General features: G+C 68.2%; 21 protein-coding genes. 5 read left to right on the plus strand and 16 right to left on the minus strand.

The window, feature by feature from the left end:
* Nucleotides 1-44: 44 nt before the first annotated feature.
* Both pyrF and HDC96_RS14435 read right to left on the minus strand, forming a co-directional pair.
* On the minus strand, nucleotides 45-770 hold the full coding sequence (gene pyrF, locus HDC96_RS14430) for an orotidine-5'-phosphate decarboxylase (RefSeq protein ID WP_179460603.1): 726 nt from the start codon (nucleotides 768-770) through the stop codon (nucleotides 45-47).
* Entirely contained in the window at nucleotides 767-1,690 is a 924-nt protein-coding gene (locus HDC96_RS14435) for a 5'-nucleotidase, lipoprotein e(P4) family (RefSeq protein WP_179460604.1), read from the minus strand. Before HDC96_RS14435 ends, pyrF begins: the two co-directional genes overlap by 4 nt.
* A 111-nt stretch (nucleotides 1,691-1,801) precedes the next feature.
* Here HDC96_RS14435 and HDC96_RS14440 point away from each other — a divergent pair, with 111 nt between their 5' ends.
* Nucleotides 1,802-2,476: a DUF480 domain-containing protein gene (locus tag HDC96_RS14440; protein ID WP_179460605.1), complete on the plus strand. Its 675-nt coding sequence runs from the start codon at nucleotides 1,802-1,804 to the stop codon at nucleotides 2,474-2,476.
* Between the two features lie 54 nt (nucleotides 2,477-2,530).
* On the opposite strand, the gene HDC96_RS14445 is transcribed toward HDC96_RS14440, so the two are convergent.
* Together HDC96_RS14445 and HDC96_RS14450 are read right to left on the minus strand one after the other, a co-directional pair.
* Entirely contained in the window at nucleotides 2,531-3,064 is a 534-nt protein-coding gene (locus tag HDC96_RS14445; RefSeq protein WP_179460606.1) for a GNAT family N-acetyltransferase, read from the minus strand.
* Nucleotides 3,065-3,178: 114 nt separating this feature from the next.
* Nucleotides 3,179-5,155 carry a UvrD-helicase domain-containing protein gene (locus HDC96_RS14450; RefSeq protein WP_179460607.1) on the minus strand — a complete coding sequence of 659 codons (1,977 nt, stop codon included), beginning with the start codon at nucleotides 5,153-5,155 and terminating at the stop codon, nucleotides 3,179-3,181.
* Nucleotides 5,156-5,286: 131 nt separating this feature from the next.
* Between HDC96_RS14450 and HDC96_RS14455 the strand changes: the two genes are divergently transcribed.
* The gene (locus HDC96_RS14455; protein ID WP_176990296.1) at nucleotides 5,287-5,907 is read left to right on the plus strand and encodes a thymidine kinase; all 621 of its coding nucleotides are present in this window, start codon (nucleotides 5,287-5,289) and stop codon (nucleotides 5,905-5,907) included.
* Here HDC96_RS14455 and HDC96_RS14460 read toward each other — a convergent pair whose 3' ends face one another.
* The 6 genes from HDC96_RS14460 to HDC96_RS14485 all read right to left on the minus strand — a co-directional run bounded on the left by HDC96_RS14460 (nucleotide 5,908) and on the right by HDC96_RS14485 (nucleotide 13,562).
* Nucleotides 5,908-7,509: a glucan biosynthesis protein D gene (locus tag HDC96_RS14460; RefSeq protein ID WP_179460608.1), complete on the minus strand. Its 1,602-nt coding sequence runs from the start codon at nucleotides 7,507-7,509 to the stop codon at nucleotides 5,908-5,910.
* A gap of 92 nt (nucleotides 7,510-7,601) precedes the next feature.
* The gene (locus HDC96_RS14465; protein WP_179460609.1) at nucleotides 7,602-10,433 is read right to left on the minus strand and encodes a serine/threonine-protein kinase; all 2,832 of its coding nucleotides are present in this window, start codon (nucleotides 10,431-10,433) and stop codon (nucleotides 7,602-7,604) included.
* A 30-nt stretch (nucleotides 10,434-10,463) separates the two neighbouring features.
* A complete protein-coding gene (locus tag HDC96_RS14470; RefSeq protein WP_179460610.1) occupies nucleotides 10,464-11,027 on the minus strand; it encodes an ECF-type sigma factor in 564 nt (187 codons plus the stop codon).
* Between the two features lie 65 nt (nucleotides 11,028-11,092).
* Nucleotides 11,093-11,905: a bifunctional DNA-formamidopyrimidine glycosylase/DNA-(apurinic or apyrimidinic site) lyase gene (mutM, locus tag HDC96_RS14475; RefSeq protein WP_179460611.1), complete on the minus strand. Its 813-nt coding sequence runs from the start codon at nucleotides 11,903-11,905 to the stop codon at nucleotides 11,093-11,095.
* A 73-nt stretch (nucleotides 11,906-11,978) separates the two neighbouring features.
* Nucleotides 11,979-12,356 (minus strand): EF-hand domain-containing protein, encoded by a 378-nt coding sequence (locus tag HDC96_RS14480; RefSeq protein WP_179460612.1) that lies wholly within the window; start codon nucleotides 12,354-12,356, stop codon nucleotides 11,979-11,981.
* Between the two features lie 3 nt (nucleotides 12,357-12,359).
* Nucleotides 12,360-13,562, minus strand: a complete 1,203-nt coding sequence (locus HDC96_RS14485; protein WP_176990302.1) for a fatty acid desaturase — start codon at nucleotides 13,560-13,562, stop codon at nucleotides 12,360-12,362.
* Between the two features lie 150 nt (nucleotides 13,563-13,712).
* On the opposite strand from HDC96_RS14485, the gene HDC96_RS14490 reads away from it, so the two are divergent.
* On the plus strand, nucleotides 13,713-14,543 hold the full coding sequence (locus HDC96_RS14490) for an ATP-binding cassette domain-containing protein (RefSeq protein ID WP_179460613.1): 831 nt from the start codon (nucleotides 13,713-13,715) through the stop codon (nucleotides 14,541-14,543).
* Nucleotides 14,544-14,553: 10 nt separating this feature from the next.
* On the opposite strand, the gene HDC96_RS14495 is transcribed toward HDC96_RS14490, so the two are convergent.
* Together HDC96_RS14495 and HDC96_RS14500 are read right to left on the minus strand one after the other, a co-directional pair.
* Nucleotides 14,554-15,762, minus strand: a complete 1,209-nt coding sequence (locus tag HDC96_RS14495) for a DUF4785 domain-containing protein (RefSeq protein WP_179460614.1) — start codon at nucleotides 15,760-15,762, stop codon at nucleotides 14,554-14,556.
* Between the two features lie 11 nt (nucleotides 15,763-15,773).
* Nucleotides 15,774-16,655, minus strand: a complete 882-nt coding sequence (locus HDC96_RS14500) for a hypothetical protein (RefSeq protein WP_257018764.1) — start codon at nucleotides 16,653-16,655, stop codon at nucleotides 15,774-15,776.
* A gap of 258 nt (nucleotides 16,656-16,913) precedes the next feature.
* On the opposite strand from HDC96_RS14500, the gene HDC96_RS14505 reads away from it, so the two are divergent.
* Nucleotides 16,914-17,762, plus strand: coding sequence for a phosphatase PAP2 family protein (locus HDC96_RS14505; RefSeq protein ID WP_179460711.1), 849 nt, complete (start codon nucleotides 16,914-16,916; stop codon nucleotides 17,760-17,762).
* Between the two features lie 278 nt (nucleotides 17,763-18,040).
* On the opposite strand, the gene HDC96_RS14510 is transcribed toward HDC96_RS14505, so the two are convergent.
* Nucleotides 18,041-20,308 (minus strand): TonB-dependent receptor, encoded by a 2,268-nt coding sequence (locus HDC96_RS14510; protein WP_179460615.1) that lies wholly within the window; start codon nucleotides 20,306-20,308, stop codon nucleotides 18,041-18,043.
* Nucleotides 20,309-20,470: 162 nt separating this feature from the next.
* Between HDC96_RS14510 and HDC96_RS14515 the strand changes: the two genes are divergently transcribed.
* A complete protein-coding gene (locus tag HDC96_RS14515; RefSeq protein WP_179460616.1) occupies nucleotides 20,471-21,469 on the plus strand; it encodes a patatin-like phospholipase family protein in 999 nt (332 codons plus the stop codon).
* Between the two features lie 44 nt (nucleotides 21,470-21,513).
* On the opposite strand, the gene HDC96_RS14520 is transcribed toward HDC96_RS14515, so the two are convergent.
* The 3 genes from HDC96_RS14520 to HDC96_RS14530 all read right to left on the minus strand — a co-directional run bounded on the left by HDC96_RS14520 (nucleotide 21,514) and on the right by HDC96_RS14530 (nucleotide 24,323).
* A complete protein-coding gene (locus HDC96_RS14520; RefSeq protein ID WP_179460617.1) occupies nucleotides 21,514-22,848 on the minus strand; it encodes an XVIPCD domain-containing protein in 1,335 nt (444 codons plus the stop codon).
* Entirely contained in the window at nucleotides 22,848-23,708 is an 861-nt protein-coding gene (locus HDC96_RS14525) for a hypothetical protein (protein ID WP_179460618.1), read from the minus strand. Before HDC96_RS14525 ends, HDC96_RS14520 begins: the two co-directional genes overlap by 1 nt.
* A 132-nt stretch (nucleotides 23,709-23,840) precedes the next feature.
* Nucleotides 23,841-24,323, minus strand: coding sequence for an Lrp/AsnC family transcriptional regulator (locus HDC96_RS14530; protein WP_123730980.1), 483 nt, complete (start codon nucleotides 24,321-24,323; stop codon nucleotides 23,841-23,843).
* Nucleotides 24,324-24,363 lie beyond the last annotated feature (40 nt).

Consider the following 24,363-nt stretch of genomic DNA (forward strand, 5'->3'; position numbering starts at 1 on the left):
CAGAAAAACCGGTGGTGACGGGGCCGCTCCGCCCCGTCGTCGCCTCAGCGCGCGGCCAGGGCCTGGGCGATCTCGGCCTGGATGGCGCGCGCGGCGGCCTGCGGATCGCTGGCCAGCCGGATCGGGCGCCCGACCACGATCGCATCAGCGCCGTCGGCAAAGGCCTGGGCCACGCCGACGGTGCGCTTCTGGTCATCGCCGACCGGGCCGCCGGGGCGGATGCCCGGGCACACGATCGAGAACCCGGCACCCGTGGCGGCGCGGATCGGGCCGGCCTCCTGGCCGGAGGCGATCACGCCATCGATGCCGGCGGCCTGGGCAGCCAGCGCGCGTTCGACCACCACCTCGACCGGCTCGCGGTCGATGCCCATCCGGGCCAGGTCGCTGCGCCCCATCGAGGTCAGCACGGTCACCGCCAGCAGGCGCATGTCGCTGCCGTTGGCCGCCGCGCAGGCCTCCATCATCGCCGGGTGCCAGCCATGGATGGTGGCGTAGCTCACCGGCCACTGCGACAGGCGCTTGATCACCGCCGCGGCGGTGGCCGGGATGTCGAAGAACTTCAGATCGACGAACACCCGCTTGTCGCGCGCGGCCAGTGCGTCGAGCACGTCGAAGTACTCGCCGGAGGCCAGCAGTTCCATGCCGATCTTGTAGAACGACACGGCATCGCCCAGGCGATCGACCCAGGCCAGCGCGTCGTCGCGGCCGGGCACGTCGAGCGCGAAGATCAGACGCTCCTCGTCACGCAGCGGCAGCGGCGCGCGGCTCACGGTGCGTAGTCCAGCGCGGCACGCTTGGCGTCGTGGCGGGCCTGGCGCGACTGGCTGTAATCGTTGTTGAACTGGGCCGGCTCGAAGCCGCCGTAGGTCGGGTTGGGCAGCATCCACCAGCGCTCGCCGAACCAGTCGTGGTACTGCTGCAGCAGCGCGTCACGGCCATCGTTGGTGTTGGCGGTGACTTCCACGAAGTCGCCCAGCTGGTCGCCGAACTGCATCAGCACGCGGTACTTCTGGCCGGCCAGGCGGCGGCGGCAGTTCTTCTCGCTGCCGGCCTGCTCGCAGCCGTCGACCACGGTGCCCAGGCCGAGGAACACGCTGTCGTCGGCCACCGGCAGGCCCTGCTCGCGCAGGTTGGACAGGGTGGCGTCCTTGAGGTGCACGGCGCGGTTGGAGATGTACAGCAGGGTGACGCCCTTGGCGTTGGCGGCCTTGGCGAAATCGACCACGCCCGGAATCGCCTTGGCCTTCTTCTCGGCCACCCACTGGTCCCAGCTCAGCTCGTCGTATTCCTTGCCGTCGCGCACCAGGCGCGCCTGGTAGGGCGAGTTGTCCAGCACGGTTTCATCCACGTCCAGCACCACGGCCGGCTTCAGGCCCTTGGCGGCGTTGCCGCGTTCTTCCGGCACCAGCGCGTCCCAGTTGGGTTCCTTCAGCGCTTTGTCCAGGTGATCGGCCGCCGAACGGTACGTCTGCTCGGTGATCGCCCGGTACTCCTGCGAACGCTGGATCCACAGCACGGCATTGAGGTTGTCATTGGCGGCCACGGCGGCATCGCCGGTGGCGGCAGGCGCGCTCGCTGCGGCAGCGGCTGCCGGCGGGGCGGCATCGGCCGGGGTTTCAGTGCGCTTGCAGGCACTCAGTGCCAGCACGGCACAGGCAAGCACGGACAGGGAAACAGCACTACGACGCATGGCATTCACCGGCAACAGATTCGCGCCAGTTTACCGGCTTGTCCGGCGGCATTCATGGGGCAGGCGGGGCTCGGCTATGCTGCACGCCCCTGAAACACCGCGGAGCGCCCCATGACCGACGACACCCAGACCCCTGCCCTGCCCGTGCTCAGCGCGGCCCAGGCCCGCGCGTTGGGCTGCCTGATCGAGAAGGAGGCGACCACCCCGGACGCCTACCCGCTGACGGTCAACGCCGCCCAGGTGGCCGCCAACCAGAAGACCGCCCGCGAGCCGGTGATGGCGCTGTCGGCCGGCGATGTGCACCACGCGCTGCGCCAGCTGGAGACCCTAGGCCTGGCGCGCCAGCAGTACTCCTCGCGCGCCGAGCGCTACGAGCATCGCGCCGGTGCCGCGCTGGACCTGACCCGCCAGCAGCTGGCCATCCTGGGGCTATTGCTGCTGCGCGGCCCGCAGACCCTCAATGAGCTGCTGACCCGCAGTGAGCGCCTGGTCCGCTTCCAGGACGTGGACGAACTGCGCCACCACCTGGAGCGCATGATCCAGCGCGGTATGGCGGTCCAGCTGCCGCGCGCCAGCGGCCAGCGCGAAGACCGCTACATGCACCTGCTGGCCGGCCCGGTGGACGTGCAGGCGTTGGCGGACCAATACAGGTCGGCGCCTTCCAGCGCGGGTGGTGGCGGTGGCGGTGCCCAACCGGCATTGGAGTCGCGCGTGCAGCAGCTGGAAGCCACGGTGGCCGGGCTGCAGGAGCAGCTGGCGGAGTTGCGCGCGCAGTTGGGGGGGTGAAGTGCAGCCACGCATGGCGCGGCTCTACTGGTCGGATGGCGTTGTTCCACCGGGTCAGACGGCCGGCGCGCCCGGGGTGGCGAACAACAGGATCACATCGCCGCCATGCGGCGGCGGCAGCAGCAGGTCGCCGCGATCTTCCATGCCGAGCTTGCGCAGCAGCGCGGCCGAACGCACGTTGTCCGGCGCGACGATGCCGTACAGATCGGTGTAGCCCAGCACATCGCGCGCATAGTGCATCACCCCGCGCGCGGCTTCGAACGCGTAACCCTGGCCCTCGTAAGGCGACAGGAGCGCATAGCCGATATCCGGTGCCGGCAGTCCGTCGCGACGGACCAGGCCGGCGTTGCCCATCCAGGCGCCGTCTTCGCGGCGGACGATCGCGTACATGCCGAAACCGTTGAGGGTATAGCTGCCCAGCACGCGCTCGGCGGTGTAGTCACGCGCCTGCGCCAGGGTACGCACGCCGCGGTCGGCGATGTTGCGGATGAAGCCGGGCTCGTTGAGCAGGGCCAGCATGTCGGCCGCGTCATGGTCGGGGTCGATCAGGCGCAGGTGCAGGCGGTCGGTCTGGATCACGGCGGACATGCGGGTACCGGTGGGTGGCGATACCGCGATTGTGCCGTAACGGCGATGGGTAGATCCGACCCATGGTCGGATATTGCCGGTGGGCATCCGACCATGGGTCGGATCTACCGACGCTCAGTCGAACAGGGCCTGGATTGCCGCCAACCCGGCACTCGCGCGTTCCTTCTTGCGCGCGGCATCGGCGACCGGATCGGCACCGTCGCGCTGCATTTCCTCGGCCGGAATCTCATCGAAGAACCGGCTGGGCTTGAGCCGCACGTGCTCGCCGAACTTGCGGGTGAGCTTGCTGTAGCTCATCCACAGCTGCACCTTGGCGCGGGTGATGCCCACGTACAGCAGGCGCCGTTCTTCCTGCAGGTTGCCTTCGTCCAGGCTGACCTGGTGCGGCAATACGCCGTCCTCGCAGCCGATGATGAACACGTACGGGAATTCCAGGCCCTTGGAGGCGTGCATGGTCATCATCCGCACCTGGTTGCCGCCGTCGTCCTTGTCGTTGCGCGACAGCAACGCCAGCTGCGCGGCAAGATCCGCCGTGGAGGCACCCCGCGGGCCGCCTTCAAACCATTGCGCCAGTTCTTCCAGGTTGCCGAGGCGACGCTGGTACACGGACTCTTCCTTGCACGAACTGCGCAGGTCCGAGACCAGCCCGGAGTCCTTCACCAGCTTGCGTACCAGGTCGCCGGAGCTGAGCTTGGGCATCTCCGCGCGCAGGTCGCGCAGGATGTCGGTGAAGCGGCTCAGGCCGTTGGCCGCACGCGGCGGCAGCTGCGAGAGCGCGCCGATCGCTTCGGCGGCATGCGCCATCGGCAGGTCTTTTTCCGACGCCAGCTCGGCCAGCTTGGCCAACGTGCCGGCGCCCACTTCGCGTTTGGGCGACTGCACCGCCCGCATGAAGGCCGTATCGTCGTCCGGGTTCACCAGCAGGCGCAGCCAGGACAGCGTGTCCTTGACCTCCTGCCGTTCCAGGAACGCGGTACCGCCGGTGATGTGGTACGGCGCGCGCACCAGCTGCAGCGCTTTTTCCAGCGGCCGCGACTGGAAGTTGCCGCGGAACAGGATGCAGAAATCGCTCCACGGAATCTTCTTGGAGGTGGCCAGGAAGGAGATTTCCGCCGCGACTTTTTCTGCCTCGTGCTCGCTGTTGCGGCACTCCCACACGCGGATGCGCTCGCCGTCGGCCTGGTCGCTCCACAGCTTCTTGAGGTGTTCGTGCGGGTTGTTGGCGATCAACGCATTGGCCGCGCGCAGCACGCGGTTGGAGCAGCGGTAGTTCTGCTCCAGCTTGATGATTTCCAGCGCGGGATAATCGCGCGCCATCTGCTGCAGGTTTTCCGGATTCGCACCGCGCCAGGCGTAGATCGACTGATCGTCATCGCCCACGCAGGTGAAGTTGCCCTTGCTGCCGGCCAGCTGCTTGAGCAGCCGGTACTGCGCATCGTTGGTGTCCTGGCATTCGTCGACCAGCAGATACCCGATGCGTTCACGCCAGGCGATGGCGATCTCGGGATTCTCTTCCAGAACCTGCACCGGCAGCCGGATCAGGTCATCGAAATCGACCGCGTTGAACGCGGTCAGGCGCAGCTGGTAGCGCTCGTAGACGCTGGCCGCTTCCTTCTCGCGCGTGCTGCGCGCGGCCGCCATCGCCTGCTCGGGCGACAGGCCGGCGTTCTTGGCGCGCGAGATCAGGTTCTTCACATCCTCGATGTCGTCCGGCTTGGCCCCGTACATCAGATCCTTGACCTGCGCGGTCGAATCGTCGGCATCGAAGATCGAAAACCCGCGCTTGAGCCCCACCGCGGCGTGCTCGATCTGCAGGAACTTCAGCCCCAGCGCGTGGAAGGTGCAGATGGTGACGTCGTCGGCGTCTTCCCCGCGCAGGCGCTTGGCCACGCGCTCGCGCATTTCCTTGGCGGACTTGTTGGTGAAGGTGATCGCCGCGATCCGCCGCGCCGGGTAGCGCTTGCTGGCGATCAGGTGGCCGATCTTCTCCACGATAACGCGCGTCTTGCCGCTGCCGGCGCCCGCGAGCACCAGCAGTGGACCTTCGCAGTGCATCACTGCCGCGTGTTGGGGAGGATTGAGACCGTGCATGCCATCTCCGGGGGAGGGGCATTGTACCGGGCCGCCCGGCCGGAGCGTGGTGATCGCCGGCAGCGGACGAAAGCGACCGCTCCTTTGGGCCCGGCAGCCACGAGAAGCGGCCGGGCGTCTAGAATTGGCCGATGGCCAAGCTCTATTTCTATTATTCGGCGATGAACGCCGGCAAGACCACGACCCTGCTGCAGTCGGCGCACAACTACCGCGAGCGGGGCATGCGCGTGGCCATCCTCACCCCCCGGCTGGATGATCGCGCCGGACGCGGCGTGGTCGCCTCGCGGATCGGCCTGAAGGCCGACGGGATCGCGTTCCAGCAGGACACCGACCTGCAGCAGCTGATCGCCGACGACATCGGCACGCATGGCCCCTTGGGCTGCGTGCTGGTCGATGAAGCGCAGTTCCTGACCCGCAGCCAGGTCTGGCAGCTCAGCGAGGTGGTCGACCAGATGCGCATCCCGGTGCTCTGCTACGGCCTGCGTACCGATTTCCGCGGCGAGCTGTTCGAAGGCAGCCAGTACCTGCTGGCCTGGGCTGACGAGATGCAGGAGATCAAGACCATCTGCCACAGCGGCAAGAAGGCCACGATGACGGTCCGCGTGGACGAGCACGGCCACGCGGTGCAGGACGGCCCGCAGGTGGAGATCGGCGGCAACGAGCGCTACGTGTCGGTGAGCCGCGCGGAGTTCAAGAAGATCACGCGCGGCGAGGGAAGAATCGACCCGGCACAGGTCCCATTGCCGCTTTGATCAATACAACGTGCGTTCCGGCGCGCCCTTCGGCGGCGGGCTGTACTGGTACAGCCAGGTTTCGGTGAGGGTCTTGCCGCCGCTGCGCAGGTACAGGCGGATGTCGATCTGCTCGGTGGACTCGTCCGGCGGCACGACATCGAACATGGCGCGGTAGCCCTTGATCTCGCGCAGCGGACGCGCCGAGACGATCTCGGTGCGGCCACGGCTGACCTGGACCACGGCTTCGACCTCGCCCTTGTCGATCAACGCCGCCAGCTCGCCGCCTTCGAAATCGACCGCGAAGCGCCACGAGAAATACGCGCGCTTCTTGCCGATCACGCCGCCCAGGCCGGTACGGCTGGCCACGCAGTGCGCCAGCGGCGTGCGGGCCGGCGGCTCGGCGCCCCAGTACAGGCGGTAGCCCAGCAGCAGCTCCTGGCCGGGCTGCGGCTTGGTCTCGGGATTCCAGAACGCCACGATGTTGTCGAAGGTCTCATCCACGGTCGGGATCTCGACCAGCTGCACCGAGCCCTTGCCCCACTGCCCCTTCGGCTCCACCCACAGGCACGGCCGCTTCTCGTAGAAGACGCCGTCGTCCTGGTAGTGATCGAAGTTGCGGTCGCGCTGGAGCAGGCCGAAGCCGCGCGGATTGTTGTCCACGAACATGTTGAAGCGCAGGTTGTACGGGTTGCACAGCGGGCGCCAGATCCATTCCCCGGCCCCGGTCCACATCGACAGACCGTCGGTATCGTGGATCTCCGGGCGCCAGTCCCAGGCCATGCGGCGGTCGTTCTCGCCCACCTGGTACATGCTGGTGCACGGCGCGATGCCGAGCCGCTCGATCGCCTTGCGCGGGTACAGCGCGCAGTCGATGTCCATCAGCAGCACGTCACCGTTGGTGATCGCGAAGCGGTAGGCGCCGGTGGTGCTCGGCGAATCCAGCAGGGCGTACACCACCAGCGTGTCGGAGTCGGCCGCCGGCTGCTCCAGGTAGTAGGCGATGAAGTCCGGGAATTCCTCGGGCTTGCCCATGCCGGTATCGATCGCCAGGCCGCGCGCGGACTGGCCGTACTGGCCTTCCTTGCCGACCGCGCGGAAATAGCTGGCACCAAGGAACGCGGCGAAGTCGCGGTTGGTGTCCTTGCGCGTGTTGAGGCGGAAACCGGCGAAGCCGAGGTCGGCTGGCAGGTGGCTGCCCTTCAGGCCGCTCTTGCCGTAATCGAACGCCGCGCCGTCATAGGCCAGCTCCTGCGCCTTGCCGTCGGTCACGTCGAACATCCGCACCGGCGAGTGGAAGTACAGGCCGAGGTGGAAGAACTTGGCCTGGTAGCGGCCGGGCTGGTCGGCCCACAACGCATGGTCCTGGCGATACTGGATCGACTGGTACTGGTCCCAGTCCAACGCTTCGACCGGGCCGGGCAGCGTGCGCTTGTGGCTCTGATAAGCGGCCTGGGACAGCGCGCGGGCCTGCCCCTTCAGCGAGGCGAAGTCGAACGGCTGCGCCTGGCCGAGCCGGCGCAGGCCGACCTGGTTGCCCTGCGCGGCGCAGGCCGGCAGTGCGGGCAGGCCGAAGGCGGCCAGGGCCACGGAGGCATTGCGGAGGAAGTCGCGTCGTTGCATGCAGGCAGCGATGGCAGGGAAGGGCCGGCCATCATAGGCACGCAGACGTTAATTCGCCGAAGTGAATACGGCGCAGCGTTCAGCCAGCGCGCTCAGGGAGTGGCGGCTACCTGCGCCGATGCGCAGGCCTGACGTGCCCGCTCCACCTCCGCCACCAGCTGTCCCCCCTGCGGGAACTGCGCCTGCAGCGTCTGGTGGAGCTGCCCCAGCGCCTCGCGGGCACGCGCCGGTGCGCCGCGGCAGTCGAGTTCGGCCATCGCCGCCCGGGCGCGCCAGCGCAGCGCGCGGCTCTCGGGGTCGGCCGTGTCGCCCACCAGCAGGGGCGCCAGCGCGCGGCGGGCTTCCACGGTCTGGCCCATGCGGCCCAGGTTGCGCCCCCAGGCCAGCTGCAGCGCACGCTGCAGGGCCGGGCCGGCGGACCCGGCCCGGTCCACCCGGGGCATGAGCGCGGCCAGCTGCTCCCCGGCCTGGCGCGGGTCGCCGTGCGCACTGACCAGCTCGGCCATGCGGCGGTCGGCCTGCTGCACCGAGGCATCGTCATCGCCGCGCTGCGCGGCCTGCCACTGCCGCCCCTCATGCAGGGCGGCCAGGGCGGCCTGCCAACGCCCGGCCAGGGCCAAGGCCTCGCCCTGGTCGTACAGGCCCTGCGGCAGCAGTCCCACGCAATCGGGCTGCCGCCAGATCGCCACGGCCCGGGCGAAGTCATCGAGGGCGGTGGCGCTGTCGCCGCGCTCCATGGCCAGCCGACCCAGCGCGTGCCAGGTCAGCCCGGTATCGCGGTGTTGCTCACCCAGCGCCTGCCGGGTGAGGCGATGAATCTGCTGCAGTTCGGCCTGTGCCTGGCCGAGGTCGCCCCGCTGCATCGCCAGCAGGGCGCGCAGGCGGCGGATCGAGAGGGTTTCGGGGTGGTCCGGCCCATACAGCGTCACCGCATCGGCAGCTGCCAGTCGCAGCGCCTGCTCGGCGGCGTCCAGATCCCCCTGCGCGGCCAGGCTCTCGCCCATGTGCCGGCGCAGCGCGATCAGCTGCGGGTATCGCATCGTGGCATCGGCCTGCAGCAGCTGCAGCGCCTGCCGGTAACCGGCCAGTGCCGCCGGGGCGCGGCCATCGTCGCTGTCCAGCGCGGCAAGGTCGGCCAGGCTCTCGGCGGTGCCGGGCGTGTCGCGGAGGATGTCGCGGCGCAGGACCAGCGCCTGGCCGAAGGCCGCGCGCGCGTTGTCGCGGTAGCCCAGGAGTTGCTGGCAGCGGCCGAGCTGGGTGTGGTACGCGGCCACGGCCGCCGGCAGCCGCAGGCGGTACTCCGTGGCCAGCGACTGCATCGGGGTGAGGTGGGTCACGCAGTCACGCGAGCGGCCGAGCATGCGCAGCGCACGCCCGCGCTGGGTCACGGCCTCCAGCTGCAGCGTCGGCGGCACCTCGCCGACCTCTTCCAGTAACGCGCGCTGGCGGTCGAGCGTCTGCAGTGCCAGCTGGTAGTCGCCCATGCCGATCCGGAGCCGGCCGATCACCCCTTCCAGCTCCGCCAGCGACAGCGGCTGATCCCGCAGTTCGGCCTCGCCGCGTTGCTGTCCGGTCGCCAGCAGCTGGCGAAGATCGAAGCTGCCGTGGCGCACACCGGCGGCGCGGTCGAACAACCCCACGGTGAAATCCTGCATGGCCTGGGCCCGCGCGATCTCGCGGCGCGCCTGCTGCATCTGCCACAGCGCGGTCAGTGCCAGGGCAAGCAGGGCCAGCACCGCGACGCTGCCCAGCGCCACCCCCCACCGGTGCCGGCCCAGGTATTTGCGCAGCCGGTAGCCCACATGCTGTGGACGCGCATGGATCGGCCGGCCTTCGAGGAAACGGCGCAGGTCCTGGGCCAGTGCCTCGACCGAGGGGTAGCGCTGTGCCGGCTCCTTCTGCAGGGCTTTGAGCAGGATGGTATCGAGGTCACCACGCAGGCGTCGTGACAGGCGCCTGGCCGCCACCGCGAGCTCGCCACCGGCGGCGGCCAGGCGCGCCATCACCGACGAGGCACGCGGTGCCTGCACCTCCAGGATCGAGCGTTCCCACTCGGCATCGCTGTGCCGGCGCAGCCGGTAGGGTTTCTGGCCGGTGATCACTTCGAACAGCACCACGCCCAGCGAGTAGACATCGGTGAGCGTGGAGACCGGCTCGCCACGCACCTGCTCCGGCGCGGCGTAGTGCAGGGTGAAGGCGCGCGCTTCGGTGGGCGGATGCGCGGGCGGCTTGCCGTCGTCGTCGTCCAGCAGCTTGGCGATGCCGAAGTCCAGCAGCTTCACCTCGCCATCGGCGGTGACCAGGATGTTGGACGGCTTCAGGTCGCGGTGCACGATCAGGTTGGCGTGCGCGTGGCTGACCACCGCGCACACCTGCAGCATCAGCTGCAGGCGACGCTCCAGCGGCAGCGCCAGCCGCTGGCAGTGGTCGGTGATCGGCTCGCCTTCGACATAGGCCAGCGCCAGGTACGGCTGCCCCTGCAGGTCCACGCCCGCATCGAACAGCTGGGCCAGGTTGGGATGCTGCAGCCGGGCCAGGATTTCGCGTTCGCGGCTGAAGCGCTGGCGCAGGCCGGGATCGGCGTAGCCGCTGCGCAGCAGCTTCAGGGCCACCTGGCGCTCGTACAGACCGTCGGCGCGCTCGGCCAGCCAGACCTCGCCCATGCCGCCCTCGCCGAGCGGGCGCAGCAGCCGGTAAGGGCCGACCCGGGTGCCGACCCGGCTGTCTTCGGGCGCGGCGGTCCACAGCGGCTGCGCCAGGAACTCGTGACTGTCGCGCTCGTGGGCGAGCAGGCGCTCCACGTCGTCGGCCAGGCCGGGATCCTCCGCGCGCAGGCGCAGCAGCCGCTGCTCACGCGCCGGTTCGGGCAGTTCCAGCAATTGATCCAGCAGGCAGGACAGCTGCCGCCAGCGTGACGCCTCCATCGCGCCTCTCCCCGGACGATGCGTGGCTGTTCAGGACGCCCCGACCGAGGCCAGCAGGAACATGCGCGCCTTCTGCCAGTCGCGGCGGATGCTGCGCTCCGAGCGCTGGCACAGATCGGCGATCTCCTGCTCGGAGAGGCCGGCGAAATAACGCAGTTCCACCACCTTGGCCAGGTGCGCATCCACCGCATGCAGTTGTGCCAGCGCGACATCCAGCGCGAGCAGGTCTTCATCCAGGCGCACGCCGCTGCTGCTGTTCTCGGGCAGTTCCACCCGTTTGAGATCGCCGCCGCGCTTGCGGGCCAGCCGGTTGCGTGCGTAATCGACGACCACGCTGCGCATCGCCGAGGCCGCATAGGCGAAGAAATGCGCACGATCCTCGAAGCGGGCCGCGCCCCGGGAGCCGAGCAGCTTCAGGTAGGACTCGTGCACCAGCGAGGTGGCATCCAGGGTGCGTCCCTGCTGCCCGGCCAGCTGCCGGCGGGCCATGCTGTGCAGCTCGTGATAGAGCAGGGTCAGGACCCGGTCGAGCGCGGCGCGGTCGCCCGCCCGGGCCGAATCCAGCCACACGGTGATATCCGGTCCTTCGTCCATCGCACACCCCCGCCGGTGATGTTGGGCGGACTATACCGCCGGGGGAGCGACAGCCGCGCGACGATTCAGCGCTGGCAGTGCCCGCACCAGACGCTGGCACGCTGGCCGATGGTGGCGTGGCGGAGCAGCCGGCCGCACTGGCGGCAGGGCTCGCCTTCACGTCCGTAGACCAGCAGTTCCTGCTCGAAATACCCCGGCGCCCCGTCCGGATTGATGAAATCGCGCAGGGTAGTGCCGCCGCGGGTGATGGCGTAGGCCAGGATCTGCTTCACCGCGTCGGCCAGGCGCTGGTAGCGCTCGCGCGAGATCCGCCCGGCCTCGCGCAGCGGGTTGATCCCGGCCATGAACAGGCTTTCGGCGGCATAGATGTTGCCGACGCCGACCACGATGGCCTGATCCATCAGGAAGGTCTTCACCGAGGCGCTGCGGCCGCGGCTGCGGGCGAACAGATAGTCGCCGTCGAACGCCTCATCCAGCGGCTCCGGGCCGAGCCCGGCGAGCAGCGGATGGGTCTCCCCGGCCGGCTGCCAGAGCAGGCTGCCGAACCGGCGCGGGTCGTTGAAGCGCAGCAGCCGGCCGTTGTCCAGGCTGATGTCCACGTGGTCGTGCGCCCGCACCGGGGTATCGCCGGGCAGCACCCGCAGGCTGCCGGACATGCCCAGGTGCAGCACGGCGCTGCCGACGGCGGTATCCAGCAGCAGGTATTTGGCGCGGCGGCGCACGCCCTCGATGGCCTGGCCGGGAAGCTGCTCGCTGACCTCCGGCGGGATCGGCCAGCGCAGGTCCGGGCGACGCAGGATCACACCGTGGACGCGGCGGCCTTCCAGATGCGGCGCAAGGCCGCGGCGGGTGGTTTCTACTTCGGGGAGCTCGGGCATGGCGCAATTCTAAGGCGTCCCCCGATGAACCGCGGTAGAGCGGCGCGCTGCCCCGCTACGGTCCGAGCGAGGCTCAGCGCGGCGGTGCCGCCAGTTCGCGCGCACTCAGATAGCCGTCGCCATTGGCATCCTGTTTGTGGAACCGCTGGACCAGCGTCTGCCGCTGCTGCTCGCGCGTGATCGGCGGGCCCTTGCCACCGGGCAGCTCATCGGCGCCGAGCACGCCATCGCTGTTGCGGTCCATGCGATCGAAGGCGTACAGCAGCCACTGCACGTACTCCTCCACACTGACCCGGCCATCGCCGTCGGTGTCCATGCGCTGCAGGTAGCTGCCGGTGTCGGTGACCTGCGCATGGGCCGTCGCGCCGAACAGGCCCACGGCCAGGCCCAGACACGCAGAACGCCGCACGAGGCGGCGTTTCGCGGACACGTCCCCGGGCGGGAGGCGCATCGATCAGTGTGCCGTCAGCGCGTAGCCCTTCAGGCGCGCGGCGTAGTTCTGCAGCGCGGCGATGCCACTGGCTTCGGCTTCATGGCACCAGGCCTGGAGCAGCTTGAGGCGCTCGGCGGCGTCGTTGCCGCGGGCTTCAAGCAGGGCGGCCAGGCGGGCGCGGTGTTCGACCAGCACGCGGATGCGCGGGCGCTGCTCGACCCAGGTGCTGAGCTGGGCGCGGCAATCCGGCTTGAGCCAGCGGCCGTCGTTGACCAGGCCACGGCGCATGCGACGCGGCAGCAGCTTGCGCAGCTTGGCGCCGGCCATCGCGGCCTCTTCGCGCAGGGCCGGCACGAACACGTTGCGCTGGTAGTCGGTCATCGCCTGGAAGCGGTGCGACAGCAGGGCCTTGAGGGTTTCAGCATCCGGCACGGCGATGTTCGGGCGCACGTCCATGCTCGGTGCCACGCGCAGCACCTTGGCCAGGCGCAGGGCCTGCAGGCCGCGGATCACCGCCCAGCCGATATCGAACTCCCAGCGGCGCATCGAGAAGCGCGCCGAGCTCGGGAAGGCGTGGTGGTTGTTGTGCAGTTCTTCACCGCCCACCCAGAACGCCCACGGCGTCAGGTTGGTGGAGGTGTCGGCCGATTCGAAGTTGCGGTAGCCCCACCAGTGGCCCAGGCCATTGATGACGCCGGCCGCCCAGAACGGGATCCATGCCATCTGGATCGCCCAGAGGGCCACGCCGGGCAGGCCGAACAGCACGCTGTTGATGACCAGCAGCGCGACCGGGCCGAGATTGGCGTGCGGGGTATACAGGTGGCGCTCGATCCAGTCGTCCGGGGCACCACGCCCGTACTGCTCGATGTCCGCGCGCATCGCCCGGGCCTCGCGGTACAGCTCCACGCCGCGCCAGAACACCATGCCGATGCCCTTGGTCACCGGGCTGTGCGGGTCTTCATCGGTCTCCACCTTGGCGTGGTGCTTGCGATGGATCGCCACCCACTCCTTGGTGATCATCGAGGTGGTCAGCCAGGTCCAGAAGCGGAAGAAGTGCGCGATGACCGGGTGGAAATCCACGCCGCGGTGCGCCTGGCTGCGGTGCAGATACAGGGTCACGGCGAAGATGGTCAGCTGGGTGAACACCAGCAACACCAGGCCCATACCCCACCAGCCGAGGCCGACGACACCGCCGGTCAGGAAGTTGAGGAGCGTATCGAACATCGCAGGACTCCGGGCCGCAGTCGGCCGTCAAGGAAACAGGGCTACCTAGCGACATGATGGGGCCTGACGTTGCAAAGTTCATCCCTCTGATGCCATTTTTGCGCAGTCATTCAGTTCCTCCCTTACCTTCGTGAGCATGCCCCCGCATTCATGACAGTCGCAGCCTCGCCGGTGGTGCCGGCCTCCCCCGTCCCGCTGATCGAGCTCGACCGCGCCTGTGTCATCCGCGGCCAGGTCCGGGTCCTGCACGATCTCAGCCTGCGCATCGAACAGGGCCAGCACACCGCCCTGCTCGGCCCCAACGGCTGCGGCAAGTCGTCCTTCATCAAGCTGATCACCCGCGAGCTCTACCCGCTGGCGCATGGCGATGGCACGGTGGCGGTGCGCGTGCTCGGCCAGAACCGCTGGCAGGTGGACCGGCTGCGCTCGCAACTGGGCATCGTCACCGGCGATCTGAGCAGCAATCTCTCCGACATGCCCGGGCTGACCGTGGAAGAAGCGGTGCTGACCGGCTTCTTCGCCAGCTTCGTGGTGCCGGCCTTCCGTGAAGTGAGCGCGGAGATGCGCGACCGCGCGCGCGAAACCCTGGCCATGACCGGTGCCCTGCCCCTGCTGCAGCGTGGCTATGCCGAGCTGTCTGCCGGGGAAACCCGGCGCGTGCTGATCGCCCGCGCGCTGGTGAACCGCCCGCAGGCCCTGCTGCTGGATGAGCCGTCCACCGGGCTGGACCTGATCGCCCGCGAGCAGCTGATCGCCACCATGCGTGATCTCGCCCGCCAGGGCATCACCCTGGTGCTGGTGACCCACCACATCGAGGAGATCATTCCCGAGATCGAACGGGTGGTGATGCTGCGCGGCGGCAAGATCCTCGCCGATGGCGCGCGTGCCGAGCTGCTGCGCGATGCGCCGTTGTCCGAGCTGTTCGGCGGCCCGATCCGGGTGGTGGAGCAGGCCGGCCGATTGAGTGCGTTCGCGGGTTAGATCACGCAGCCTAGAACCGCACCGCCACTGCGCGTGATTCGATCGGTGCCATCCGGCTCTGGTCCTGTAGTTGCAGGTCACGCACCTCGAACGGGGCGGCGTAGCCACTCGGCAACGCCACGCTGGCAAACGTCAGGCGCAGCTCACCCGCCCCCGCCATCGCGAACCACGCCGCACTGTGCGCCTGCGCTACCGGCCCCAGCGTCCCGTCGGGGCCGGTGGCATACAGCGTGCCTCGCGCCTCGTAGCGGCCGGGCGCACCGATCTGCAACGGCAGGCGCACCTCGCGGCGGCTGGCATCCGCCTCGACCTGGCCTTGGAAGCGCGCCGTCGCCCGCGCCACCGCGAACGCCACCTTGGCATCGCGCTGCACGCCGTCGGCACTGACGAACGCCTGCAGCTCCCACAGCCCCTGGCCGGTGCCGATGTCCTGCGGCACAGTCACCTGTGCATGCAGACCGTCTCTGGCGGCGATCAGCGGTACAGGCCAGCTGCGGCCATCCGGCGCCACCAGCAGGGCCTCGCCCACGGCCGGCAGCGGCCGCGCGCTGGCACGGCCGAACTGCGCCGCTGCCGTGCCACCGTCGTTGACCAGACGCGCGCTCAGCGCCAGCGTGCCACCGGCGAGCACCCGTTCGCTGCTCGCCTGCAGCTGCAAAGCGATCGGGCTGTTGGGTTCGAGCACCTGCACCACATAGCGGCCTTGGGCCTGTGCACTCTGCAGCCGGTAACGGCCCACCGCCGATGTGGCACCCGTGCGGACCATGGCCGTGCCCGCGCCGACCGACATCCCCGCCGCGCGCAGTTGCCGGTCATCGACCACCTTGGCCACCGCCAGCGCGCCGGCCGGGTCACGCACCTGCCATTGGGTGGTATCCAGCGCACGGGCGCCCTGCACGGGGCTGAGCTGGATCACCGCGTCGGGCGCGGTCAGCGGCAACGCCAGGCCCTGCTGCAGCGTCGGCGCGTCCACCATCGCCCAGTAGTTGCGGCTGCTGGCCATGAAGGCCGGCGTGGGGGTCAGTGCCTGGGCTGGATCCAGCGCCCACGCAAAGCTCAGCGGCGCCTGCTCCACCGGTCCGGCTGGCAAGGGCGCACGTTCCACCGCGCGTGGCACCTGGTCGCTGGCGCGGGCGGCCTGCAGCGGTTGTGCTGCCTGCAGTGGCAGGGCTGCCAGCGCGGCGAACAGGGCCACCGCGATCGTCGTATGTCGCATCATCGGGGTGCTCCTCACAGGGTCAGGTCGTTGCGCAGGATCGTGCCCAGGCCGAAGCACTCGCGCCGGCTCTGGTTGTGGCTGAGCGGTTCGGCGCCCTGGGTGCGCTGCTTGTCGGTGAACCAGGTGGTGCCGGCGGCCTTCTGGCTGCTGCACTCCAGGAAACCATCCGAGCAGCTGTTCAACCAGTTCTGGGTGAACTCCAGGCCCACGTTCTGCGCATAGCCACCGCAGTAACTGTTGCTGTCCCACACCGCCGATTCCACATCCGAGCCGACCACCGCGCGGAACGGCTTGGGCAACGCAGGGCGGCCGGCGGTCCCGTACAGATTCTGCGTGTTGTAGGTGGCCATGTGGCCCACCTGCTGCTGGCGCACGGCATCGCTCTTGTAGCCCAGCAACCAGCCCACCGAGGTTTCGAACACGTTGCCATTGAGCACCGCGTCGGCCAGCGGCGTACCGGCCGAGGACGGCGCCAGCGCGGTGACCTTGCTGACCCTCTGGATGATCTTCGGATAGCGGCTGTCGTAGGTGGGGTTGGAGAGGATCCAGCGCACCACGTTGCCGCCGTTGGAATGGGTGATCACCACCAGCTTGGTGATGCCGCGGCTGTTGATGAAGCTGGTCAGCTGCCCGGCCAGGCAGCCGGCCGCCTCGGGCTTCCACATGTACTGCTCGAAATCGCAGTTGATGACGGTGTAGTTGCTGCTGTTGGGCAGCCCGAGGCGCACCGTATCGATGATGCCCGGCTGCCAATAGTCCGCGCGCGCATCGGTCTGTTTGCCGGTGCCATGCACGAACGCCACCCCCACCACATCGGCCGCGTGCACGCTCCCGCACGCCAGTACCAGACCCAGGGCGAGACCGCCACCCAACCTTCCCGCGTTGCTTCGCATCCGCTGTCTCCTTGCAGGTGATCCCCCTGATGACCGGCGCTGCCGCGCTGCCATGGAGTGCATATATCCATGGAGATATGACGAACGATGGCGCCTGCGATGACGCTATGTCGTGCGCCCCCACGAAATCCGTGAACCAGTCGCGGGTTTCCGTCATCCGGGGCGTGGGCATGCCGGATCTGGCCGGATGACGAGCGGCCGCTGTCGTTGCCGGAGGAAGCTGCGATCATGCGGCTCCCCCCTCTTCGAGACCTGCCGATGTCCTCGTCCCTGCGCTCTGCTGCCGTTCGCCCGATGCTGGCGAACGCCCTGCTCGCCGCCCTCGCCGGCTGCTCGTCGACGGCGGCGCCGCGCACCACGGCGGTGGAAGCCTCGGTCACCACCAAGGCCGTCGGCTACCTGCAGGGCGCTGCCGTGCCGGCCAGCCTGGCGCTGGTACCGGCGCCGCCGGCCGCCGGCTCGGCCGGCTTCGCGCTGGACGAACAGGTCAGCCGTGAAGCCCGTGCCCTGCGCGGCAGCCCGCGCTTCGAGCAGGCACACCGCGACGCCGAACTCGCCTTCCCGGCCGGTGCCAACCAGTTCTCGTGCGCGATCGATGTCGATGTGGACGCGGTGAAGACGCCGGCCCTGTACCGCCTGCTGGAACGCAGCCGGATCGATGCCAGCGCGGCCACCCGCACCGCGAAGAAGCACTACCAGCGCGCGCGGCCGTTCATGGTCAATGGTGAGCCCACCTGCTCGCCGGAAGACGAGCAGGACCTGCGCGGCAACGGTTCGTATCCCTCCGGCCACACCTCGATCGGCTGGGCGTGGGCGCTGATCCTGTCGGAGATCGCCCCGGACCGCGCTGATGCGATCCAGGCACGCGGCCGCAACTACGGCGAAAGCCGCCTGGTCTGCAACGTGCATTGGCAGAGCGACATTCTGGAGGGCCGATTCATGGGTGCGGCTGCCGTGGCGCGCCTGCATGACAATGCCGCGTTCAACAGTGATCTGCTGGCGGCGCGCAAGGAGATCGCCGCGGCGCGCAGGGCGGGGCTGCATTCGGCACGGGATTGCGCGGCCGAGGAAGCGGTGTTGAAGGTGCGGCCGGCCAGCGCGTTGTAGGGCCGTCGGAAGAGGTAGTGCCGGCCGCTGGCCGGCTCTGCATGTTGCTCGGCACCGCGAGGAGCCGGCCAGCGGCCGGCACTACCATTTCAGCAGGATGCGGAGCCGGCCAGCGGCCGGCGGTACCGATACGGCGGTACCAACCAGCAGTCGGTCGGCGGTCGGCGGTCGGCGGTCGGCGGTCGGCGCGACGATGGCGGCACACAAGAAAAACGGCGCGGATTTCTCCGCGCCGTTTTCGTTTCAACAGCGTACCCACCAACGGTGGGTACCTACCATCAGAACTTCGCGGTGAACTCCAGGCCGAACGTGCGCGGCTCGTTGAGGAAGCCGGTCAGGTTGTTGAAGTCGATCGCGCCGACCACGCGCACCTGGTCGGTCAGGTTGCGGCCGTACACGGCGACGTCGTACTGGCCGTAATCCCAGTTGTAGCCCAGGCGCAGGCCACCTTCCAGCGAGGAGCGGCTGCGGAACTCCGGCGACTCGTACAGGAAGAAATTCACTTCGCTGCGGTAGGCCCAGTCGGTGTAGACGTAGAACTCGCTGGCATCGTTGACCGGGAAGCCGGCGCGCAACGTCAGGTTGTGGATCCACTTCGGCGCCTGCGGCAGCGGGTTGCCGTTGACCAGCGCGTAGGTTCCGCCATCGATGACCGTGGTCGGGTCGGTGATGGTGCAGCCGCCGCCACAGATCGCCACCGCCAGATCCTTGTCCTTGATCTCGGTGTCGTTGTAGCTGCTGCCCAGGGTCAGCAGCACGTGGTCGGTCAGGTAGGCTTCGAAGTCGAGCTCGGCGCCCTGGCCGAGGGTCTTGTCGGCGTTGAGCAGGGTCGCGGTGTTGTTGGTGCCACCCACGGCGATCAGCTGCTGGCCGTCGACGTTGTAGCGGAACACGTTGAAGCCCAGGCGTGCACGGCGGTCGAACAGGTCGGCCTTGATGCCGGCCTCGTACGAGATCACCTTCTCCGAATCGGCCTGCGAGACGCCACCGAAGGCCAGGCGGCCCTGGATCGACGGCGCGCGGAAGCCCTTGGCCACGCGGGCGTACGCGTTGAGGTTGTCGGTGATCTGGTAGACGCCGCTCAGGTCCCAGCTGACGTCGTTGACGTCGGTCTTGGCGATGTACGGGCCGCTGACCGGGGTGCCGAACGGCACGGCCTGCAGCACGCTGGCGCTGAAGTCCTTCTTGTCCTGCGTGTAGCGCACGCCACCGCGCAGCTTGAAGCGCTCGGTCACGTCGAAATCGCCGGAGGCGAAGGCCGCCCACGCCTTGTTGCGCTGCTGCTGCACGGCATGACCGGTCTGCGGATTGCCCGGGGTCAGCGAGTCGTAGTTGAAGCTGTCGATGGTGACGTCTTCATCGAAGTAGAACACGCCGGCCTGCCAGTCGAAGCGGCCCCACTCATTGGATTCCACGCGGAATTCCTGGGTCCACTGGCGGTGGTGCGGCAGGCCATCGGCCGATTCGGAGGCGAACGGGATGTTGCCCGGGCCGTAGTTGCCGGCGCCGAGGAAGCTGGCACCGTAACCGCCGTCGATGTCGCCGTGGTTCAGCGATTCGGCGGTCTCGTAGCCGGTGATCGAGTGCAGCGTCACGCGGCCCAGGTCCCACTTCAGGCGTGCGCTGCCGCCCCAGGTTTCCAGGTCGGAGAAGTTCTGGCCATCGGTGGAGACTTCATCGCGGTCGAAGTTCTCGACCAGCTGGTTGGTACCCGGCTTGAGGATGTTGGCGCGGAACAGGCGCGCGGTGCCGTTGAGCTTGCGCTTGTGCAGGTTGAACAGCGCTTCGACATCATCGCCTTCGTACAGGAACTGCACGCGGGCAGCGGCTTCGTCATAGCCTTCGAAGCCCTGCGCCGGTGCGCCCTGGCGGGTGTTGGTGACCCAGTCGTCGCGGCGCTGGTACAGCGCGGAGACGCGGGCCGACCAGCGGTCGGTCAGCGGGCCGCCGTAGGCGCCCTGCGTATTCCAGGTGTTGTAGCTGCCGTAGGCGACCTTGATGTACCCGTCGGCATCCTGCGAGGGACGCGCCGAATCGAACTTCACCACACCGGCCGGGGTGTTGCGGCCGAACAGCGTGCCCTGCGGGCCGCGCAGCACTTCCACACCGGCCAGGTCGAACAGCGGGAAGCCCTTCAGCAGCGGGCTTTCCTGCACCACGTCGTCATACACCAGCGACACCGGCTGCGACGCATTGAGGTCGAAATCGGTGTTGCCCAGGCCGCGGATGTAGAAACGCGGGAAGGCACGGCCGTAGGACGATTCGATGTTCAGGCTGGGCACACGCGCCGACAGGAAGCGGATGTCATCGCCGGCCGAACCGAGCACGTCGAGCTTTTCACCCTGGATGGCCGAGATCGAGACCGGCACGTCCTTGGCGTTTTCGACGCGGCGTTGCGCCGTGACCTGCAGCGTATCGAGGGCGACCGGATCCTTGGTGGCGGGGGCGTCCTGGGCTGCGGCCGTCAATGGCAGCAGGGCGGCAAGGGCGACAACGAGCGGGTGCACGGACGGGAAACGGCCGTGGGCAGTGCGGTTCGGGAACATGGCGTTTAGGCTGTGTTGGGAGGGGTGGTGGACCGGCGCTACCAGACAATTGTTGCAGTACAACAACAGCGCCGCAAACAACCGCTATTCATCACCTCCTGCCCGGCCCTCCATCGCTTCGGTATGCTGGCGGCCCTTGATGCCCATTCAGTTGCCACGCCGATGACTTCACTGCGCCGTACCCGCCTGACGCTGTCCGTTGCCCTGCTCGGCCTGCTGGCCGGCTGTGGCGGTGATCCCGTGCGCCCGACCCCGCCGCCGGCGGCCGTTCCGGTGACGCCGGCCAAGCCGGTCAAGATCGGCATCGCGCTGGGCGGCGGCGCAGCCAAGGGCTTCGCCCACATCGGGGTGATCAAGATGCTGGAGGCCAACGGCTTCGAGCCGGTGGTGGTGTCCGGCACCAGCGCCGGCAGCGTGGTCGGCGCGCTGTATGCCAGCGGCATGGACGCGTTTCAGATGCAGTCCAAGGCGGTGGCCCTGGATGAAGCCAGCATCCGCGACGTGCGCCTGTTCTCCGGCGGCCTGGTGCAGGGCCAGAAGCTGCAGGACTACGTCAATGCGCAGGTCGGCAACCGCCCCGCCGAAAAGCTGAGCAAGCCCTTCGCCGCGGTCGCCACCCAGCTGGAGACCGGTGAGCGCACGGTGTTCGTGCGCGGCAATGTCGGCCAGGCCGTGCGCGCCTCCAGCAGCATCCCCGGCGTGTTCGAGCCGGTGAAGATCGGCAAGTACAACTACATCGACGGCGGCGTGGTCAGCCCGGTGCCGGTCGATGCGGCGCGCCAGCTCGGCGCCGACATCGTGATCGCCGTGGACATCTCCAGCAAGGCCAGCGGCAAGGCGCCGACCGGCATGCTCGGGATCGTCAACCAGTCGATCTCGATCATGGGGCAGCGCCTGGGCGAACAGGAGCTGGCACGCGCGGACGTGATCATCCGGCCCAAGGTGCTCGACATCGGCGCCGCCGATTTCGGCCAGCGCAACAACGCGATCCTGGAAGGTGAGAAGGCCGCGATGGCGGCGATGCCGCAGATCCGCGCCAAGGTCCAGCAGCTGCAGAAGGCGCGTGCTGCCGCGCTGGCCCCGCCGCCGCCCAAGCCGAAGTGCGATGAGCCCTCGCGCGTGGGTCGGCTGATGGGACGCAAGGAAAAGTGCGAGGGTTGAGCGCCGGGTAGAGGCGACGGATGGCCGGCCCTGCCCGGCCATCGTCAGATGTGCATCGACCGCGCTTCGCGTACAGCGCTGTCCTGCTCGCGCTGTACCTGCTGGGCCTGCTCACGCTCGCGCTGCTGATCCACCACCACCAGTTGCTGGAAGGACTGCTCCGGCGGCGTGGCGATCGCCTGTCCGGTCGGCATGTGCGCGCGCTGATGCGCCGGGTCGCCCGGATCGCCCTGCACCACGAATACCTGCTGGCCGGGCGCGATACCGCTGCCCTGCAGGCTCAACAGCACATGGTCCACGCGCGCCAGGCCGCTGCTGGCGGCCAGCGTGGTCAGGCTGGCGGCCATGCAGGCGCTGTGCGCGTCCGGTGCCCGGCCCAGATGTGCATCCAGCGCGTGCACGCCCTCGACGCATTGCTGATACAGCGCGTGCCGCGGATGCCCGGCATGGGTTGGATCGGTTGGCGCCGCGGCGCGGGCCTGCAGTGCCTGGTTCGCAGCTTCCTGCGCTGGGCCCGCATCGGTGAACAGCCACGGGCTGGCCTGGATCGGACGGCCGCGGTAGGGGTCGTCCGGGTGGAACTGCGTGCGCAGCTGCTCGCGCTCCTGGCGCAGGGCACGGCTGTCGTTGAGCGCGTCGATCAGTGCCGGGTCGGTCACCGGCAGCTTGGTCGGTATGCGCGACTCGATCGGCGCCGGCCCACGCCACGTACCGGATTCGGCGTGGAAGCTGTAGGTCTTGCCGTCGCGGTCGATCGTGTCCGGATCGGAATTGGGCGTGGGAAACAGGCCTGCGTTGGTCCGGGCCAGGCCCATCGCCGCCACATATGCGGTGGCGTCCAGTTTTTCATCGTTGTAGCGGTAGGCAAGATTCTCGGTGGTGCTTGCGCCGCGGGTGAGCCCCAGCAACTGGTTGTCCAGCATCATCGACCAGACCTTCTCCGCCTCGGGCTCGCCGCCATGGCGACGGGCGGCTTCGAGCAGCTGGCGTGGGGTCCAGGCTTCGTTCTTGATGTCGTTGAGCGCAAAGGTTCGGTCATGGGCAAGCTGCACATCACGAACTGGAAGATTCAATGCCAGATCTGGACGTTGATTGTTGAAATGGCCTTCTCGAAGGATGAGATCCTGCTCGATGAGATCTTCTCCCACCTTCTGCCAGCCTCTCTCTCCAAGATGTAGCGCTTTCTCGCCTCCCTGCGCTTGGGCGAAGTGGTTCGCCGTCGCGCCTGGCGCGTTGTCGTTCCTTACAACACCAAGGGCAAGGGTGCCGTAGCCATCATTACCCTCCATCTGTGCAAGGTAGTTGAAGTAGAGCTCCCGGTTATCGGTCCCGACGTAATACCTGAGCATTTCAAGATCGTGTTTGGCGAAGTCAGCCATCAGTGCGATTCCTTTCGTTCCTCAACGTTGAACTTCGTCAGCATGTCTCGAGCACGCCACTCGATCTCCTTCCAGTGGTCTAGTCCTTCCCGCGGGTAGTCGACGAGAACCAAGGTACTCAGCGGCGCGATCATGAACGTGTGGCTGCACTTCGCGAATCCATAACCTCTGCTCTTGATCAGCTTCTCGTCATGGTATTCAACTCCAGATGACGTTACTTCGCGGGAAGTACATTTGATGACTGTCTGTACTTTGCCCGCATCATCTTTTTTTAAGTACCAGTCCGTGTGCCTGTCGGGCGACATGACGCGTGCATCCTCGTTGTACCCTCTGCTCCTGTAGTACGCACGCACCAGATCCATGTCCACGAAGTAGGGGCTCAAGTCGTAGAGCTTCTCGCCCGCGATGCGCGTCTCAAGATTCTCTTGCGGTTCGTCCTTCTTATAGTCCATCGGAATGTAGCTGCGCCGCATGGCTTCGCTCAGCTCAATTCGATCGATGTATCTGTAGTCAATTGTGACCGTGCGGATGGAAACATCCGTGGTCAATCCCATCCGCTCTCCCGGTTTGAACGGTTGCAGCGACGGATACTCCAACGCCAGTGCATAGCTGCCATCGTGCTCGGTGCCGATCTGGTTATAGAAGTAGTTCTGCGGGATCTCCAGCAGGTGGGGCCCCAGGCAGGCCTGCTTGAGCGGCGCGGGATCGGCGAACGGATCCTGCGGGCCAACGCTGCGCTGACGGGTGCAGCCCTGCTCGTTGGTCTGGGTGCGCTCCACCGGCTTGGGTTCCGGTTGCCGCGCACAGGCGGCCAGCGGCAGCAGTATCGCGATGAGCAGGCGGTGTGCGGGTAACGCCATGCGGGTGCATCCTCCGATGATGCGTGGTGCGCACAACTCTAGTCGATCGTGGCCCGGGCTACCCACGACTGTCGTCGCAGATGCGGATGCTGCCCAAGCCCACAACCCGCTACAGCGCCGACCACGTCAAGCTCACTCCAGCTGCGACAACGGCAGCGCGCGGAAGTCCTTCACGGTGCGCAGCACGAAGCTGGAATTGACGTCGGCCACCCCGGCGGCATTGAGCAGCTTGTCGAGCAGGAAGCTGGAGAAGTGCTCCAGGTCGCGCACATAGATGTGCAGCAGGTAGTCCATGTCGCCGGTGAGCGCATGGCAGGCCACCACCTCATCCCAGATCAGCACGCTGTCGGCGAACACGCCGATGGCGTGCTGGTCGTGCTTCTCCAGCTGCACCCGGACGAAGGCCTGCAGGCCCAGCCCGATCTGGCGCGGCTCCAGGCGCGCGCCATACCCGGCGATGACGCCCTCGCTCTCCAGCCGCTGGACGCGCCGCAGGCAGGCGGACGGGGACAGATTCACCCGAGCGGCCAGCTCGGCGTTGGTCGCGCGGCCGTGTTGCTGGATTTCCGCCAGCAGGCGCAGATCCGTGCGGTCGAACTGGGCAATTCCGGTCATTGCTGCCCCGCAACATGAGGTGGACGCAATGATCTTGCGC

Origin of the sequence: Stenotrophomonas sp. JAI102 (genome assembly GCF_013409105.1) — a bacterium.
GTDB lineage: Bacteria > Pseudomonadota > Gammaproteobacteria > Xanthomonadales > Xanthomonadaceae > Stenotrophomonas > Stenotrophomonas maltophilia_AA.